This window comes from Aneurinibacillus soli (assembly GCF_002355375.1).
In the GTDB taxonomy this organism is placed as follows: Bacteria; Bacillota; Bacilli; order Aneurinibacillales; family Aneurinibacillaceae; genus Aneurinibacillus; species Aneurinibacillus soli.
Genome location: NZ_AP017312.1, coordinates 2,256,459 through 2,270,484, shown reverse-complemented (window position 1 = coordinate 2,270,484; position 14,026 = coordinate 2,256,459). Strand labels below are relative to the sequence as shown.

19 protein-coding genes are annotated in these 14,026 nt (G+C 42.9%); 10 read left to right on the top strand and 9 right to left on the bottom strand.

Going from position 1 to position 14,026, the window contains the following annotated elements:
* The 4 genes from CB4_RS11465 to CB4_RS11450 form a co-directional block, all read right to left on the bottom strand.
* The gene (locus CB4_RS11465; protein ID WP_096465927.1) at window positions 1-993 is read right to left on the bottom strand and encodes a major capsid protein; all 993 of its coding nucleotides are present in this window, start codon (window positions 991-993) and stop codon (window positions 1-3) included.
* Between the two features lie 73 nt (window positions 994-1,066).
* Window positions 1,067-1,489 (bottom strand): structural cement protein Gp24, encoded by a 423-nt coding sequence (locus CB4_RS11460; protein ID WP_096465926.1) that lies wholly within the window; start codon window positions 1,487-1,489, stop codon window positions 1,067-1,069.
* 2 nt (window positions 1,490-1,491) lie between these two features.
* Entirely contained in the window at window positions 1,492-2,988 is a 1,497-nt protein-coding gene (locus tag CB4_RS11455) for a hypothetical protein (protein ID WP_096465925.1), read from the bottom strand.
* Window positions 2,989-3,043: 55 nt separating this feature from the next.
* The gene (locus CB4_RS11450; protein ID WP_096465924.1) at window positions 3,044-4,471 is read right to left on the bottom strand and encodes a hypothetical protein; all 1,428 of its coding nucleotides are present in this window, start codon (window positions 4,469-4,471) and stop codon (window positions 3,044-3,046) included.
* A 470-nt stretch (window positions 4,472-4,941) separates the two neighbouring features.
* On the opposite strand from CB4_RS11450, the gene CB4_RS11445 reads away from it, so the two are divergent.
* The 10 genes from CB4_RS11445 (at window position 4,942) to CB4_RS11415 (ending at window position 10,358) form a co-directional block, all read left to right on the top strand.
* Window positions 4,942-5,490 (top strand): hypothetical protein, encoded by a 549-nt coding sequence (locus CB4_RS11445; RefSeq protein ID WP_096465923.1) that lies wholly within the window; start codon window positions 4,942-4,944, stop codon window positions 5,488-5,490.
* A 115-nt stretch (window positions 5,491-5,605) separates the two neighbouring features.
* Window positions 5,606-6,406 carry a ParM/StbA family protein gene (locus CB4_RS11440; protein WP_146226537.1) on the top strand — a complete coding sequence of 267 codons (801 nt, stop codon included), beginning with the start codon at window positions 5,606-5,608 and terminating at the stop codon, window positions 6,404-6,406.
* On the top strand, window positions 6,390-6,701 hold the full coding sequence (locus CB4_RS11435; protein WP_096465921.1) for a hypothetical protein: 312 nt from the start codon (window positions 6,390-6,392) through the stop codon (window positions 6,699-6,701). Before CB4_RS11440 ends, CB4_RS11435 begins: the two co-directional genes overlap by 17 nt.
* Window positions 6,702-7,006: 305 nt before the next feature.
* Window positions 7,007-7,393 (top strand): hypothetical protein, encoded by a 387-nt coding sequence (locus CB4_RS11430; protein WP_096465920.1) that lies wholly within the window; start codon window positions 7,007-7,009, stop codon window positions 7,391-7,393.
* Window positions 7,393-7,521, top strand: coding sequence for a hypothetical protein (locus tag CB4_RS21865; RefSeq protein ID WP_258365602.1), 129 nt, complete (start codon window positions 7,393-7,395; stop codon window positions 7,519-7,521). Before CB4_RS11430 ends, CB4_RS21865 begins: the two co-directional genes overlap by 1 nt.
* A complete protein-coding gene (locus CB4_RS21010; protein WP_157737945.1) occupies window positions 7,518-7,685 on the top strand; it encodes a hypothetical protein in 168 nt (55 codons plus the stop codon). The genes CB4_RS21865 and CB4_RS21010 overlap by 4 nt, the downstream gene beginning before the upstream one ends.
* A complete protein-coding gene (locus tag CB4_RS21005) occupies window positions 7,682-7,843 on the top strand; it encodes a hypothetical protein (protein ID WP_157737944.1) in 162 nt (53 codons plus the stop codon). The genes CB4_RS21010 and CB4_RS21005 overlap by 4 nt, the downstream gene beginning before the upstream one ends.
* Before the next feature lie 114 nt (window positions 7,844-7,957).
* Entirely contained in the window at window positions 7,958-8,404 is a 447-nt protein-coding gene (locus CB4_RS11425) for a hypothetical protein (protein ID WP_096465919.1), read from the top strand.
* Window positions 8,405-8,451: 47 nt separating this feature from the next.
* Window positions 8,452-9,759, top strand: a complete 1,308-nt coding sequence (locus tag CB4_RS11420; RefSeq protein WP_096465918.1) for an FtsK/SpoIIIE domain-containing protein — start codon at window positions 8,452-8,454, stop codon at window positions 9,757-9,759.
* A gap of 56 nt (window positions 9,760-9,815) precedes the next feature.
* Window positions 9,816-10,358, top strand: a complete 543-nt coding sequence (locus CB4_RS11415; protein ID WP_231955978.1) for a replication-relaxation family protein — start codon at window positions 9,816-9,818, stop codon at window positions 10,356-10,358.
* Window positions 10,359-10,381: 23 nt separating this feature from the next.
* Here the strand turns inward: CB4_RS11415 and CB4_RS11410 are convergent, their stop codons facing one another.
* The 5 genes from CB4_RS11410 to CB4_RS11395 are packed head-to-tail and all read right to left on the bottom strand — an operon-like array spanning window position 10,382 to window position 13,984.
* Window positions 10,382-12,094 carry a hypothetical protein gene (locus CB4_RS11410; RefSeq protein WP_096465916.1) on the bottom strand — a complete coding sequence of 571 codons (1,713 nt, stop codon included), beginning with the start codon at window positions 12,092-12,094 and terminating at the stop codon, window positions 10,382-10,384.
* Window positions 12,091-12,243 (bottom strand): hypothetical protein, encoded by a 153-nt coding sequence (locus tag CB4_RS21000; RefSeq protein ID WP_157737943.1) that lies wholly within the window; start codon window positions 12,241-12,243, stop codon window positions 12,091-12,093. The genes CB4_RS11410 and CB4_RS21000 overlap by 4 nt, the downstream gene beginning before the upstream one ends.
* Before the next feature lies 1 nt (window position 12,244).
* A complete protein-coding gene (locus tag CB4_RS11405; protein ID WP_096465915.1) occupies window positions 12,245-12,847 on the bottom strand; it encodes a hypothetical protein in 603 nt (200 codons plus the stop codon).
* 50 nt (window positions 12,848-12,897) lie between these two features.
* The gene (locus tag CB4_RS11400; protein ID WP_096465914.1) at window positions 12,898-13,209 is read right to left on the bottom strand and encodes a hypothetical protein; all 312 of its coding nucleotides are present in this window, start codon (window positions 13,207-13,209) and stop codon (window positions 12,898-12,900) included.
* Window positions 13,196-13,984 (bottom strand): S1 RNA-binding domain-containing protein, encoded by a 789-nt coding sequence (locus tag CB4_RS11395; protein ID WP_096465913.1) that lies wholly within the window; start codon window positions 13,982-13,984, stop codon window positions 13,196-13,198. The genes CB4_RS11400 and CB4_RS11395 overlap by 14 nt, the downstream gene beginning before the upstream one ends.
* Window positions 13,985-14,026: the final 42 nt, after the last annotated feature.

Sequence of the window (14,026 nt, the reverse complement as noted above, 5' to 3'; positions counted from 1 at the left end):
CTAAATCGCATCGGCCATCAAGAAGCCTGCAATGTTACACACGACCTTTTGATCGTAGTAATATTTCGTCTCCACATAAGTAGCTTCCGAGCGCACATCTTCCCATTTACGAACGCGGCGTGCCACCTTCTCTCCAGCAAAATCCCATTCAAAGGTGTAACCGAATGTTGGAGAAAGGGGATCCGGCGTGTCAGTGACGTGGATGAGTGCAGCGCCGTTACCCCAGATATAGTTCAGCGCTTCCGGTTTACCTGGAGGCGTAGCCCCAAATGGTTGAGTCGTGCGGAGTGCAGCGCCAACGTAAATATCATTCACCCCGAGCGCGGCTTTCAGCAGCTCTTTTGTGACAATACCTGTTTGGGAATACTTGATTAATTCCATAAACATCGGATGATTTTTAAGTGCTGTAAACCCTTTTTCTGAGACAACCAGCACATTTGGACGGATACCGGAATTAATATGGATATACTCTTTCGCCTTGTCCACCTGTTTAACCGGATCAGAAGTAGGGTCCGTCCACTTTTTCCCGAAAATCGTATCCAGCGTTGTTGTTCCGAGCGTTGTAGAAAGTCCAGACGCATACGATGCTGGATTCATCGCTCTGTTCGCCGCATCAATTTCTTTGTTCAACAGTACAAGACTTGTGGTAAGTCTCGTAGCATTAACTTCGAGTTGCGTCTCATCGTCACTGTTCGATTTCTCCTGTTTCGAGATCGGACGCGACAAACCGTGCCCGTCACAGAAATACGCATCTTCTGATTCACCGTACTGAATTTCATTTACAGCCCCATTAGCAGCGATTTTATCGTCCCATTGGCGGAAATCTTCCATACCGAACACTTTGTAGCGGTTTGATTGCTTGCTCACCATTGGGAGTTTCGGAAACACCATATCCGCAATAAACTGCTCATTTTTATAGCCCACCGCAATATTGGTAAGCAGCACGTCATCATGTGCTTCCTGCGTAGACTTGTATCCACGTGAATTACCCATACATGTCATCTTCCTTTCATCAACATTTTCGCGTTCATTACTATAGGGATAGTCCCTACCTACTTTTCATCTCCTACGACACAATCCAGAATGGGATAAACTCTCCTGCTTTGCCTGCCGACTCCGCAATTCCGATAACCTGATCAGTCCCGGTAGCTGGTTTCATGAATCCACCTGCTACGAGCGTGAATTTTGTTCCTTGCTTCGGACAATCGGCTGTTAGTTTAGCCATCGCAATCCCGGTACGCATGACAGCCAAATGCTTGCCAGCTTGCGATCCCCCACCGCCCATGCGCTGATCTTGCAGGCGTTGGTCATTTGCGTTTACACCGAGAAATACTTCTCCTGCCGCCCCGGTTGCGATTTTGCATTCTCCTTGCTTGTCGCCGTACACCAGAATCCGGAACATCGGCACTTCATTAAAACCACTGTCTGGATTTACATTATCAGTAGCAATCGCATACGCAATCTCAAGTCCGGTAATTTTCCCTGCCATGTTTATTCACCATCCTCTTCCGACAATTCGCGGTACAGCTTCATTGTTTCGTCTGCTACATTCGTACCGTTTTTACGCGACAGCTTCATTGCTTCCTTGCCGACATAGGTGCGGAACTCCTGCTCGTTTTCAAAATCAGAACGACGCATCATTTCACCATTTACAGCCGATTTCGCTTGCTGTTTCGGCTTCGTAGTACGTGATCCTGCAAATCGCTCCTGGAACTGTCCTTCATACGCTGCCTTCTCTTCTTTCAGCTCATCAATAGATAGAGTAGACAGATACTTCTCCTGCCGCTCTTTGTTGAACGTATTACCCATAACACGGATACCAGCTTCGACAGTAGCTTCGATCAAATCTTTGCGGTACTGCTCGACCAGTTCTGCTTTTTTGGACAACTCTTCTTTCTGATCGGTAAGCTCCATGATTTTTGACTGCGCATCGGAAAAGTCCGTTTTCAACTTGTCCAATTCGGCAGAAACACGTGCAAACTCCGCATCTTTCGCTTCCAATTGCTTATTCATTTCTTCCGTTGCCTTCGCGCTTTCTGCAGCAAACGCCGCCCCCACCGCAGATGAAACATCACCGATTTTGTCAAAGTTAATGCCAGCTTTCGCAAAAGCAAGTTGAATATCCTTAAACTCTACATTCGTACCACTCACATCTTTCATCTCCTTTTCACTTGCTAATTCTTCTGGCCGCTCGATACGGCGGGACGAACGTGTGAACCACTCTACTCCGCTATGTTTGGAGTAGTGGCACACAATCGGTTCATCAAGCGGCACTTTCTTAATGTCATCAATAGAGTAGACCGTTTTCTCCTCAGTCTCGCTATTTTCAATACCTCTCCCATTTGCTGAAGCCGTAATAGTTGCTCGATCAACAGCCCCAGAAAAAACCAATGAGTTTTCTATACCTTGGCCGTCTTCTGCGATAATATCACATCGCACAGCTTGCTCATCGATAACATAGTATTTTCCGGGATAATGACCACATTTCTCACTTCGAACATCATGTTCGCACACACTACACTTTGCGCTAGAAATTACAAACCCGATTGAAGTATCGAAAATTGTCCCTGCATCAATATGCGAGGCAATATCCTTTGTAGACATCTTACCGACTTCTGTATGAATCTCCTCCATACTTCCATCTTCTTTGATCGTATGTGTAACCATGTACTGCCATATCCGCATTGTGTTCACGTTCTTGTCGTCTACAGTCTCATATCCTACACGAGCATCAAATGTGCGTCCGAATGGTAGCTTCCAGGAGTTGTGCGATGCTAATAGCGCACATCCTTGTTTGAAGTCGTCCATAAGCTGCACTAACATTTTGTCAGTCATGGTGATTGTATATTCACCGTACCAACTTTTACGCAAAACCGGCAATGTATCTGCTGCAATACACTCAAACACATACACCTGCTCCGACTTTAGCGGTGCTTTGGCAAAGCGATTGTTGATCAATTGCAACTGTTCCGGCGTTGGTGTTCCCATGCATTTCATCTCCTTTCTGAGCTAGAGTAGGCATTTATGCTGAACTATCTTCTGTTTATCCGCTACTACCGCCAGCTTTAGGGTTGTTGTCCGTACTTCCTTTTGGTGTTTGTCCATCTTTATTCGTCGGCACAACATTATGAATTGGATCTGACACGGCACTGTGTCCAACCGCAGCCTGAGCCGCTTCGTCTGCCGTCCACCAGCCCATATTGTATTTAAACTGGCAATTAAGCAGGTGAATCTGTTCAAACTGCGCTTTTTCCAGTTCACTTCGTAAGTCTGCCTCTCTAAACTTAAACTCAACAATCCCCTGCTTACCGTTCAGATTAAGCAGAAGTGTGAACGCTCGACTCAACAGCTTTGCCACCACATCTTGAAGTGCCTTGACACTTTTAAGATACATTTTTACTTCAAGCTTGGCAAAACTCTCCGTATTCCCAGTGCTTCTACGTCCTAAAATGGTCGTCAGTGTCTTTAATGCAGCTGCAAGAAGCCCGTCGATCACGCCCATTAGCTTCTCCACATCGAACATTGCGCCACCGCCGCCACTTTTACCACCAACCATCCCCATCTCCACGGAATCGTAGTGTACAAACGTGGTATCTGCTTCTAGTTGTTCGTACATCGTGATAATTTCTTGTAACTTCTCCTGTAGATATTGACGCTTTTTCTCTTCGTTCTGCTTAACATGTGGAGGCATGCGCTTGATAACAAGTTCTTCAAGTATCTTAATGTCTAGGCGTGGGTATCCCTGGTTATGCACAACGGCTTTGATATCGTTGAGTAGCTGTAGTTGGAACATGACGGTTTGAATAGCGTTTAAAAAGGGGCTTCTTCCGGTTGGGCTATCGATTAGTGGATCTAGTGCTTCGTAGAAAAAGGTGGGAATATCAAGACTTAAGCTGTCCTGATATGGGATAAATCTGTCGTTCTCAAACTTAAACTCGATGGTGGCCGGATCAATTGGGGCTAGAAAAGCAACACCAGACATCGATTGACCAAGCACCGTCTCCAGCGATGCAGCACCTCGCGTTACGGTTGTCAAAAGTAGCTGGTTAATCAAATTATCAAGCGATCTGTTAATCTCGTATCGTTCCGGGTTCGGCATCGATAATGCCTGAATAAACTGGTCGATGATTTTTTTACCTTGTGTAAACTCACCATCGCTGTTTAGCTTCTTCACATTGATGATGTAATCCGTATTTCCGATTCGTAGGAAATTCCATAGTGCAAACCCCACATCAGGGTGAGCATCGATAAGTAAGTCCATCAATCTTTCGACAGGTAGTGTGTTCAGCTTCCGTTCATCAAGGCTCAAATCTTTCCGTACACGCCTTGGTACTGAATCACCTGCACGTAGTTGCGACTTTGTTGTTCGTGCTCCACCAAAGTCATTTACGTTCGTCAATGGTGCAGACGACTTCGCCATCGCTTGCTTTTGTTTAACCTGCTTTCGCTTTTGGTATCTCCTGCTTGCCATCTACACTCACCATCTCCCGATCACCATTTGCTTTTATTATATCACAAACATCTACCTAGAAATCAACTTTATAATCTAAACATCTACTCATGTTTCAACTTTTGCATCACCAAGCACGTAAGTGCTGAACTACAACATGTGCAATATGGAGTGTAGCCCATAATTTTCTATCCCCCTGTTACGTTAGCTTTTCTCGGATTTATCCTGTCCTCTTCTTCTCTTTTAAATCTTTGTAGTAATCTATGTATTTGTCCTACGGTGAAACGTATGAGGGTGGTACGTTAGAACGTATAAGGGTCATACGCTGAAACGTAACAGGCTCCTACGTTGATGTTATCTATGATTTTACTTTTTTTACTTTTTAGATACTTCAAGAACGCTAAAAAAGAGCAGACTTTACATATTAATCCAATAAAGCAGGAAACTGCATACATGAAGGCGAATGCACATTTAACGAGGGAGGTATAAAAATGCGAAAGAAAATCATCGCTTTAACATCGATGTTAATAATCAATGTTGTAGGACTACTTTTCGTCCAATCATCTTTCGTCATCACTTCTGTACATGCTGCTACTTTGACAAAACAACAAAAAGATGCGTTGGCATGGCAAAAGAAGCACTTGACGAAACAGCGAATTTCTATACTGAACAAGTTTACTGGCGGTAAGTATCATAGTTTCGACAATAGATTTCACGCCATCGCATTCTTCGAGTTGGTTACATGGAACGAAAAATTTTATGGCAAAAAAAATTTGTATACTCGTGATTCATTAAAAAGACTAACTACCGAAGCACGAACAGTATATCAAGAAGCAGACAAAATTCTGAAGAAAAAACAAAATTGGAATGAACACTTGATGGTAACAATGAAATTCGATGATGCAATGGCAATCCTAAGCATCCTAGACTCACAGGCACGATACGGTCACCAATGGAGTAACGACTTTTTCCCATTTCAACATTCTGATTTTACAGCTTTCAGAAAAATACTAAAAAATGTCGAAATTGATTACGATTAAAACTCTACTTGTAGTCATACCTACGTTAGACCTTCAATACAATGTGGTATAACGTAGGTAACACCCCAATCAGCATAGGTTTCACCTGCGTAATACCACTCTGGGGGTATGGGAGATGCAATTACTGGCTATAGATTGTGGGAGATGTAATGTCAAAGTGTATGACGGACATAACGGCAAGGTTATTCCGTCTGTTATTGGTTCTGGACGAAGACGTGACTTGAGAGAAGTAGAGCCTTCTGACATTGAACTCGTTTACAAAGGTGAGCACCATTTCGTTGGTGATCTAGCCATACGCGAAAGTGAGCTGCCTCGCCGACTTATGACAAAAACAAAAGTCCACGAACAAACACTCCTCCTCACTCTCGCTGCCATTTGTTCAGCAACTGCCCATGATAAAATTACACTGATTACTGGACTGCCGAAGGATCAACACACTGCTGAAGAAAAAAGTAAATTACGTCACCTTCTATCCGGGCGTCACGATATCATTTTCAACGGAAGACCACGCCAATTAGAAATTCCGGTAGTCGAAATCAGCTTTGAGGGTGGCGGTGCGTTTTGGGCAAGGCAAGTAGATGGATTAGAGCATATCATTGATGCTGGAGCGAAGACTGTTAACTGTGTCACAATAAACAACAAACGATTTATTGACAAATTATCATTCACACTACCCTATGGTTGTGATACAAGTCGCTTTTCTTCCATAAAGGATTTAGCATTAGCTATCGTCTCTGATGTTTCTCGCTTCTGGGATACAGATGAAAGTGTACGAATTGTGGGTGGGAAAGCACTGGAATTGCTGCCGTATATCCAACAATATTATCCAAAAGCCTACGTACCTGATGAATACCTGCTTGCTAATGCAATCGGATACTATGAGCTCCTGGAGAAAAAGTATGCAAAAAATCGTTAAGCCAATCGTGTTTAACCTTGATAATCCACATGACAAAGCTCTCTATGACTACTGTATGTCGCAGGCTACCAGTAAGAGTACCATCGGGAAAGAAACGACAAATTTCAGTGGCTGGGCTAAAAAAGCACTGACATCTTACATGGATATGAAGGTTTATAACTACGGAGTTCATCCCTCACATAAGCAAACAGATCACCTTTCAACCGCACCAGATCATATCTCAAGTTCTCACCCTATAAATATTACAAATCAATCAAATTCACATGAACAATTGGATATGGATGACTTTCTTTGAGGGGCTAACTGCTCCTCTTTTTTTATGCCATTTTTCCGAGTAGATTTTTTTAACTGGTACAGGCAAAAGTAGTTAACTACCGACATAGGTTGAAACATAAGCAAAAACTTAAGCATCTACTTAGCTACCTGATTAAGTAACTGAAACGTAAGTATTAGTGGATTTAAGTCAACAAAATCAACACTTTTTCATTTGTTTAAAGGAGCAGAGTGAGGCGATAGCCGAGTGAAGCGACTGAATTTCAATGCCCAACTTTATCGCTTTTTATGCATCATAAGCGAAAAAAACATCAGGAGGATTTTTCCATGATTAGATTTGTGAAAGGTATCGTGGAAGGTGTTTCCCAAGGACTGAAATCATCACCCAACTTCTGGGGATGGCGGTTCAAAGATTTGGCTGACACACCATATCTCTACCCCGTTGAGTATTTGGAAGACCTACGAAAAAATGCTTCTTCAAAGGAGCAACTGGAGATGCTTCGTGATTACCTCATCAGGCACGATGTCAAAGAAGCACCCAGCTTTAAATCAATTCTGGATAGAGTATCAAAAGACATTACTCCTCCAAAATCAGAAATGGATTTAATCCATGAACTTCAGCAGGAAATCATCGAACTAAAACGCACGCTGCTTCAGCCCGGAAAAGAACTATCACTGCATGATGCAATCGACTTTCTAAAGGACTTTGTGTGATGGGGAAGCTACTTCAATGGCTGCTTAGAGCCAGTGAGAAAGTACAGAAAGTTGATCCGACTGACTTCATGACTCAGGACACCATTAACGCACTTATCGAGTTAGCGAAGGAAGTGGTAAAGCCATGACAAAAGAGAAAATAATCGAGTTCCTTTTCAAGCGCATTCAAACGAAATTCTATGACGTAAAAGATATTTTAGGGGGATGGGAAGAAGTACACCCGCATATGGACGATATGAAATCGTACTTGGAATTCTTGCAGGAAGTCGTTGAGGAGGCGATTAAACCGTGAAAGAAAAAGCAATCGAATTCATATTTAAGCGCATTAGCGGAAAGTTATCTGAACTTCCAGACCTTGCTTCTTCTGATGAAGTCTATAACCATGTCGAAGATATCCGGTCCTATGTTGGATTCCTACGTGAATTTATCGAGGAGGTAATTAAGCCGTGAAAACAATCATCATCTGCTGCTATATCGCCCATAAGGTATGGTGGAAACGGCAACATAAAGAGCATGTCATCTCTTGGCAAAGGTTTTGGGTATAAAACGTAAAGGAGAATTCGCATGAGAGAATATCACATCTGCACTATGGATGAAGATGGTGAACATCTGTTAGCAACAAGACAATCACAAAACATGCTGACAGCAATCAAATTATTGACGCAAGAATTTCTGCTTGATCGTGTGTACTACGCCTCAAAATATGGGCGTTATGGCATGGAGAGCGCTGTTTATGTCGTTGGATGGGGGTATGGCCGGGACGGAGTTGAAGGGATTGTGACGTACTGCATTCAGCGGCTAGTAGAGAATGGGAAAAAGTCCACTGCCTACGTTAAGCAACTTGTTTTAAATGCCATCGAAACAACAGGTATAGACGAACAAAATGAGGACCCTAATCTGCTTTGGAGAAAGACAGGACTTCCGTTATCGGAGTATGTAAAGATACTGGATTGTCTAGAAGAAAATGGACGGATTTTTTACGAAGAAGATGCGGTATGTCTAAATGAATAGGAAGAGTTTTTTCATCGGTTCATAAGATATGAGGAGCTGGTAAATAAATGCAAAAGATGACTCCGTTGCAAGGTACACTAGCTATCGGCTTCGGTGCTTTCATGACAGCGAAAACTATGGCTCTGTTTGGAATCCCTCTCCCTATCCATTCGCTTAGCCCTTACGAAATCACAGCGCTTAAAACGCAAGCCTTAAAGTTGGCAGGCATATGCACCTCACTCGGCGTAGCCAACTATACGTATCAGTCAATGCCTAATACAAAAGCAAGACGCAGCTTGAAACGAATTTTTGATGAAGGAGAAATCTACAGAGAAAGAGAAAACGGACGGAAAATATATCCTCAAATCCGCGCGATTCAATACGACAACAAAGGTATTACCATCGTATTTAACATCGTCTTCGGCATAAATCCAGACGATGTATACAAAGCAGAATGGCTATTTAAACAAGAATTTGGTCAGCATGTGTTCATTGAGCATACCGGAAAACACTTTACAGTAAAAGCCTATTATAAAGGAATTCAAACGTTCGCCTACGACTTCGACGAAATTCTCCCCCACTTATCCGACATGAAACTACCTATCGTCATCGGTAAAGACCAAGAAGGATACTGGCTAATCGTTGATATGATTGACAATCCACACCTTCTTATCTGCGGCGAAACTGGCAGCGGGAAATCAACCGAAATCCGGCAGATTATTACTACCTGGATAAAACACCTTTCCCCTGAAAAACTTCACTTGTATCTTTGCGACTTAAAAGGAAGTGAGTTTCACCTGTTTGAAAACATTGAGCATGTGCAGGCATCTCTTTATGAAAACGATGAAGGAAAACTACTCAAACTACTGATTAAAATAGAGAAAGAAATCAAAAGACGCGGTCAGCTTTTGCGTCAGCACGGCAAAGTTCACATTGACGATCTGCCAGAGCAAGTGCCTTACATCGTTGTCTGTGTTGATGAAGTAGCATTGCTCCGTGATAACAAAGCGATCATGGAGAAAATCGAAAACATCGCAATTGTCGGTCGCTCGAATGGAGTCTTTCTCCTGCTAAGTATGCAGCGCCCAGACAGCACTGTATTAGATGGAAAACTGAAGCAATGTCTTACCGTCCGCATCTGCTTCCGCCAGCCAGACGATATTAACTACGGTATCGCCCTAAACATGCGAATGAAGCCAGATAGAGAAATCGAAGACGGCTATGCTTTTGTAAAATATAAACGTGGCCTTCAGGAAATCCAGGCCCCGTTCTTAGCTGACAAAATGGCAAAGGTAATGCTACGTCCATACCAACAAAAAAAGCCCCGGCCCGAACCGGAGCAAATAGAGGAAAATAAAATATTCGACTTGGAGTGACAAATGTGCGACAACGAGATAAGCGCATCATCGACACCCTGTCTATGTTTAGATGTATGACACGCGATCAGATTGCAGACCTGTTTTTCTCTACGAACAAAAGTAAAACCAGCAATTGCAATTTGGTATTAAAACGTCTGCGTCGAGACGGATACATTCAAGCGGATACAACCACACAGCCGTATGTGTACTATCCAAATCCGGCATCCACCAAAATCGGAGGACAAAAGACGAACCATTACCTGCTCATCGTAGATTTCTACAAGCAAATCTTAATGTACGGCTATCCAAAAGAATTCATTGTTGAACCAAAATTCCAAAAAGGTGAACCTGAGCCGGATATTTATATGCATTGGAAAGGTGCTCCGTGGTTTATTGAGATTCAGCGTAGCATCTATTCAGAAAAAATGATTACGGACAAAATCAAGCGATACGAATCCTATTTTCTTAGTGACAAGTGGACCGAGAAACGCAACCATTTCGGTCATGTATGGCTTATTACAGAAAGAGAATACAATGTAAAAAGTGAACACTTCCGGGTATTCCAAAGTAAAGATGTCAATGAATTCATGGATAAAAACGCTATAAAAGACCAATAACCCGGTTCTATACCGGGTTATTTCTACATACGTGAACCGCGCACAGCTCCAAACAACCCAATATCAGCCGCATGACTTTCTGATTCCGGCGTATCGTTCGTACAAATCCAAGTCGCGGCTATCCGTGCATCGGAAAAATCCTTTGCGTATTGCCTGTCGTGATCGATCTTCGAGTCATTAATCAACTTCAACCTTTTCAATTCCTCATTCGCGTTCAGACGCTCACTACCATCTGTAATCTGGTGATCCAACAACTCAATATTCTGCGTGTAGATAAGGCCCCGTAAGTTTTTATAGGCTTCGACTTGAAACTGGTTGGAGAAGTTTTTGTCCTCCGCATCAACTCCAAGAGAAATCAACCGTTGTGTAATATCTGCGGAGTTAAACTTATCGAATAGCGCCTTCTTCACATACACTTGACTACATATCAACTCAATAATCTCCGCTACGTTCATCAAATCAACCGGCAAGCGCTCTTTCTTGTTCGGACGCCACTCAAGTAACAAATCCTCTACCGGCTTATTCACGATGCGTGTCACTACTTCGACATCTATCGTCTCTTCTTTCACAGTAGGTTCTCCATGCATCAAGCACAATACATAGCTATCTGTTACCACACCGCCATCGCCGCCGAGATAATAGGTGTACTCAGGATTCAATTGCAGGTTAAAAATCTCCAACCCGACAAAGTGAACCTCTGTTTCGTTTTTCAGCATCCGAGTCGTAACCTTTTGCTGAATCACCACACCCGGACACTGTGCAGCCTTCCCCGGCACAACTACATAGTCAATTTTCTCTGGGAACTCGAAGAATCCTGCTTCCGCTTCCGGTGCAATACATTCATAACGCATCTTAGCATCTTCTGGATTCTTGTCGTAAAACTTCTGCAAACTATCCCGTGATATTTTCGGGTTAACTTCCCATGACTTCCCCTTGATGCCCCAAATATGCGGCGTACCTTCCTGCTCCCACTTAGTGAACTTGACATACAAGAAGTCCCCCTGATGACGCGGGAATGAGATAAACAGAAGGAGCATACGGTCATTGTAGCGTGTGGCCGCTGATGAACTGAACGTATCATATACTTTGTCAGCCTGTTCATATGGTATACCAGATATTTCATCGAATACCACAACGAAAGGATTCGCGCCTTCTAGTGTTTCCGCATCCGCATGAGTGGAATGTGCTTTGATGTTGTTGAAGAAGCGAATCATAGACCGCATTGGCTGATACTCATTAAACGCACGCGGTTCCCGATCTACACGCTTGAAAAACGCGCACTTCGCAAGGCGCTGCTTGAATTTGAAGAAAAACACCTCATTCGCTTGATGCGTGTTATTCGCAACGTTGACAAGATCAACCGCTTCCCCCTCAGCTATTCCTAGTGTTTTCTGTGGATCGTTCAAGCAATTTAACAGATACGAAATCCAACAGAATACCGCACTTAGTATATAATCTTTCCCAGAACCCTTGCCGAGCAGGAGTAAAATCTCAGTTAAATCTTGCTCTGCTGTATCCGCATACTGCTCGTCCTGTGTGATTTTCCACATGACAACGTTGTTGATTTTACGGAAAATTTCCGTTTGTTTACCTTCAAACGGTGTAATATCTAACTGCTGCTTACAAAATTCGAATAAATCTAGCGGTTCTTCACGCCAGATCCCCTCTTTTTCCTCATAACTTTCGGCCATCTCAGCGAAATCACCGAGAAGTTTGTTTAAATAAAAGTTACTCATGACTGCTTACCTTTTTTACATGAGCAGTTTTTACAATCGCATCTTCCACCAGTTTTGAAATACTCAGGCCGCTTATATCCCTTGAAGAAATCTTCCTTTTTCAATGTCTGTTCTACTTGCTTCTCCAGTGTAAATCCATGCTCTTTCACACTACACCTCCCCTTCCGTATCTTCTCCCATTCCATCAAACCATGATGCAGTCTTCATGTCTTGCATCTGCCTCAAAATAGATGGCAATGCCTTCGGCGCTTCCTTTTTGACCGTCTCCAGCACAATTTTCATGAATGTACGAACGTTGTTATAGTCAGCTATCTCCTTCTGAATCTCCTTCATCATCTTGAGCCATTCACGCATCTCACTCGACAGCGCCTTGAAGTGACCAGGATTCGGCAACGTGGAGTGCTCCAACGCTTCCTCTTCCAACAGTTCAAGCAAGTTCCTGCACTTGGCCGCAAACAAGCTCACTTCGTAGATAATATCCAGTTCAGCCGACACCGCCTGCACAATGCGCTTCTTACTACCACGCACAATTGTTTTCAATTCCGGCACTTTGTCCAAAAAACGCTTAATCACGTATTTATCCAGCTTTTCTCCTTCTGGAACCTTACCTCTCTGGAATAACTCATCTACAATCTGCTGATAGGAAAGCCCGATCTTACGCAGCTCAATCACATCTTTTTCAAGCTCCCATAATTCAATCTTACCGATGCTACCACGTGGAACGATTTGCTTCTCATTTTCAGGAGTCTCCATCCCATCCACCACCTTTGCAGTTAGAATAGGCAAAAGGGGCAGTCATACGACTACCCCTCGCTCTCCCTGCTATACAAATCCACAATCTCCTGTAAGCGCGGCTCCACATCACTCCACCGCATCGTCGTACGAATCAAATACTTTCCACCTTCTACTTGAACACACGGGAAAAACGCCTTTACATTTCGCACATAACGATATTCTCTGAACTCAATGATAATATCTCCACTTGCTACGATATTAGGTAACATACGCTTTGTCTTTTTTATCGTTTCTGGAGTCGGAATGTCATTATCAAAGCGTCTTATATACTCCTCTGCCGCATGATTAGAAGCGTAGTAAGCCTGGTCAAAGACAGCCACTCACTTTTTTATCAACTTCTCCTAAAAATAGCAGCACCGGGTCAACCTTGAATGCATTCTTCACTTCCGATATTGCCATGCTCAAGGTAACGGGACCGTGTTCTTTGTACATTTCCTGTAACTTTTCCTTCGCTGAAGGAGAAACCGGACCAAAGTATTCGTTCAAATACTTAACAATATCCGCTACATACTTATCATCCGTATGTTCAATTTGCTTTTCTTCTTTCACAACACGCAAAGCAGTTACCTTTGTAACAACTTTTTCCGTTTTTTTATCTTTCTTCGACAAGTCTATACCTTTTGTCGAAATTGCGATGTGGCCTTCTTCTACTTTATGCACATACGCATCGAATACATCACCAATCTTAAATAACTTCGGTAGATCATCTTCTTTGATAAATCCTGTACTCACATTTGAAATGTGCAACAAACATTTCAGAGTACCTAGCTGCGCAAATACACCATAATGCATAATATCAGTCACAGTCACACGAACATGATCGCCAACTTTTACCTCACTCGGCGACTCCACATACGTAATAATATCTCCATCTACTTGCTCATCGTCATTTTGATAGATGAATACACCGTCTTTCTCAAAGATGTTCGGGCGTATCTCCTTGTAAAACACAGTTTTAACAGTATTAAACGTCTTTTTATGCGTATCAGCAATGTGCTCTAATACCTGCTTAATCTCTCCACGCTCTCCGTTGTTCATAGCTTCCAACGCTTCTTCAACTAATCTGCTTCTCCATTCCGAAGAACTACGGACCATGCAATTCACTCCCAATCACGATTATTCAGTTTATATCTAGAT

What these genes read in the sequence shown, in the direction of transcription:
- CB4_RS11465 (WP_096465927.1), bottom strand. Translation starts at nt 993, where the DNA reads ATGGGTAATTCACGTGGATACAAGTCTACGCAGGAAGCACATGATGAC.
- CB4_RS11460 (WP_096465926.1), bottom strand. Translation starts at nt 1,489, where the DNA reads ATGGCAGGGAAAATTACCGGACTTGAGATTGCGTATGCGATTGCTACT.
- CB4_RS11455 (WP_096465925.1), bottom strand. Translation starts at nt 2,988, where the DNA reads ATGGGAACACCAACGCCGGAACAGTTGCAATTGATCAACAATCGCTTT.
- CB4_RS11450 (WP_096465924.1), bottom strand. Translation starts at nt 4,471, where the DNA reads ATGGCAAGCAGGAGATACCAAAAGCGAAAGCAGGTTAAACAAAAGCAA.
- CB4_RS11445 (WP_096465923.1), top strand. Translation starts at nt 4,942, where the DNA reads ATGCGAAAGAAAATCATCGCTTTAACATCGATGTTAATAATCAATGTT.
- CB4_RS11440 (WP_146226537.1), top strand. Translation starts at nt 5,606, where the DNA reads ATGCAATTACTGGCTATAGATTGTGGGAGATGTAATGTCAAAGTGTAT.
- CB4_RS11435 (WP_096465921.1), top strand. Translation starts at nt 6,390, where the DNA reads ATGCAAAAAATCGTTAAGCCAATCGTGTTTAACCTTGATAATCCACAT.
- CB4_RS11430 (WP_096465920.1), top strand. Translation starts at nt 7,007, where the DNA reads ATGATTAGATTTGTGAAAGGTATCGTGGAAGGTGTTTCCCAAGGACTG.
- CB4_RS21865 (WP_258365602.1), top strand. Translation starts at nt 7,393, where the DNA reads ATGGGGAAGCTACTTCAATGGCTGCTTAGAGCCAGTGAGAAAGTACAG.
- CB4_RS21010 (WP_157737945.1), top strand. Translation starts at nt 7,518, where the DNA reads ATGACAAAAGAGAAAATAATCGAGTTCCTTTTCAAGCGCATTCAAACG.
- CB4_RS11425 (WP_096465919.1), top strand. Translation starts at nt 7,958, where the DNA reads ATGAGAGAATATCACATCTGCACTATGGATGAAGATGGTGAACATCTG.
- CB4_RS11420 (WP_096465918.1), top strand. Translation starts at nt 8,452, where the DNA reads ATGCAAAAGATGACTCCGTTGCAAGGTACACTAGCTATCGGCTTCGGT.
- CB4_RS11415 (WP_231955978.1), top strand. Translation starts at nt 9,816, where the DNA reads ATGACACGCGATCAGATTGCAGACCTGTTTTTCTCTACGAACAAAAGT.
- CB4_RS11410 (WP_096465916.1), bottom strand. Translation starts at nt 12,094, where the DNA reads ATGAGTAACTTTTATTTAAACAAACTTCTCGGTGATTTCGCTGAGATG.
- CB4_RS11405 (WP_096465915.1), bottom strand. Translation starts at nt 12,847, where the DNA reads ATGGAGACTCCTGAAAATGAGAAGCAAATCGTTCCACGTGGTAGCATC.
- CB4_RS11395 (WP_096465913.1), bottom strand. Translation starts at nt 13,984, where the DNA reads ATGGTCCGTAGTTCTTCGGAATGGAGAAGCAGATTAGTTGAAGAAGCG.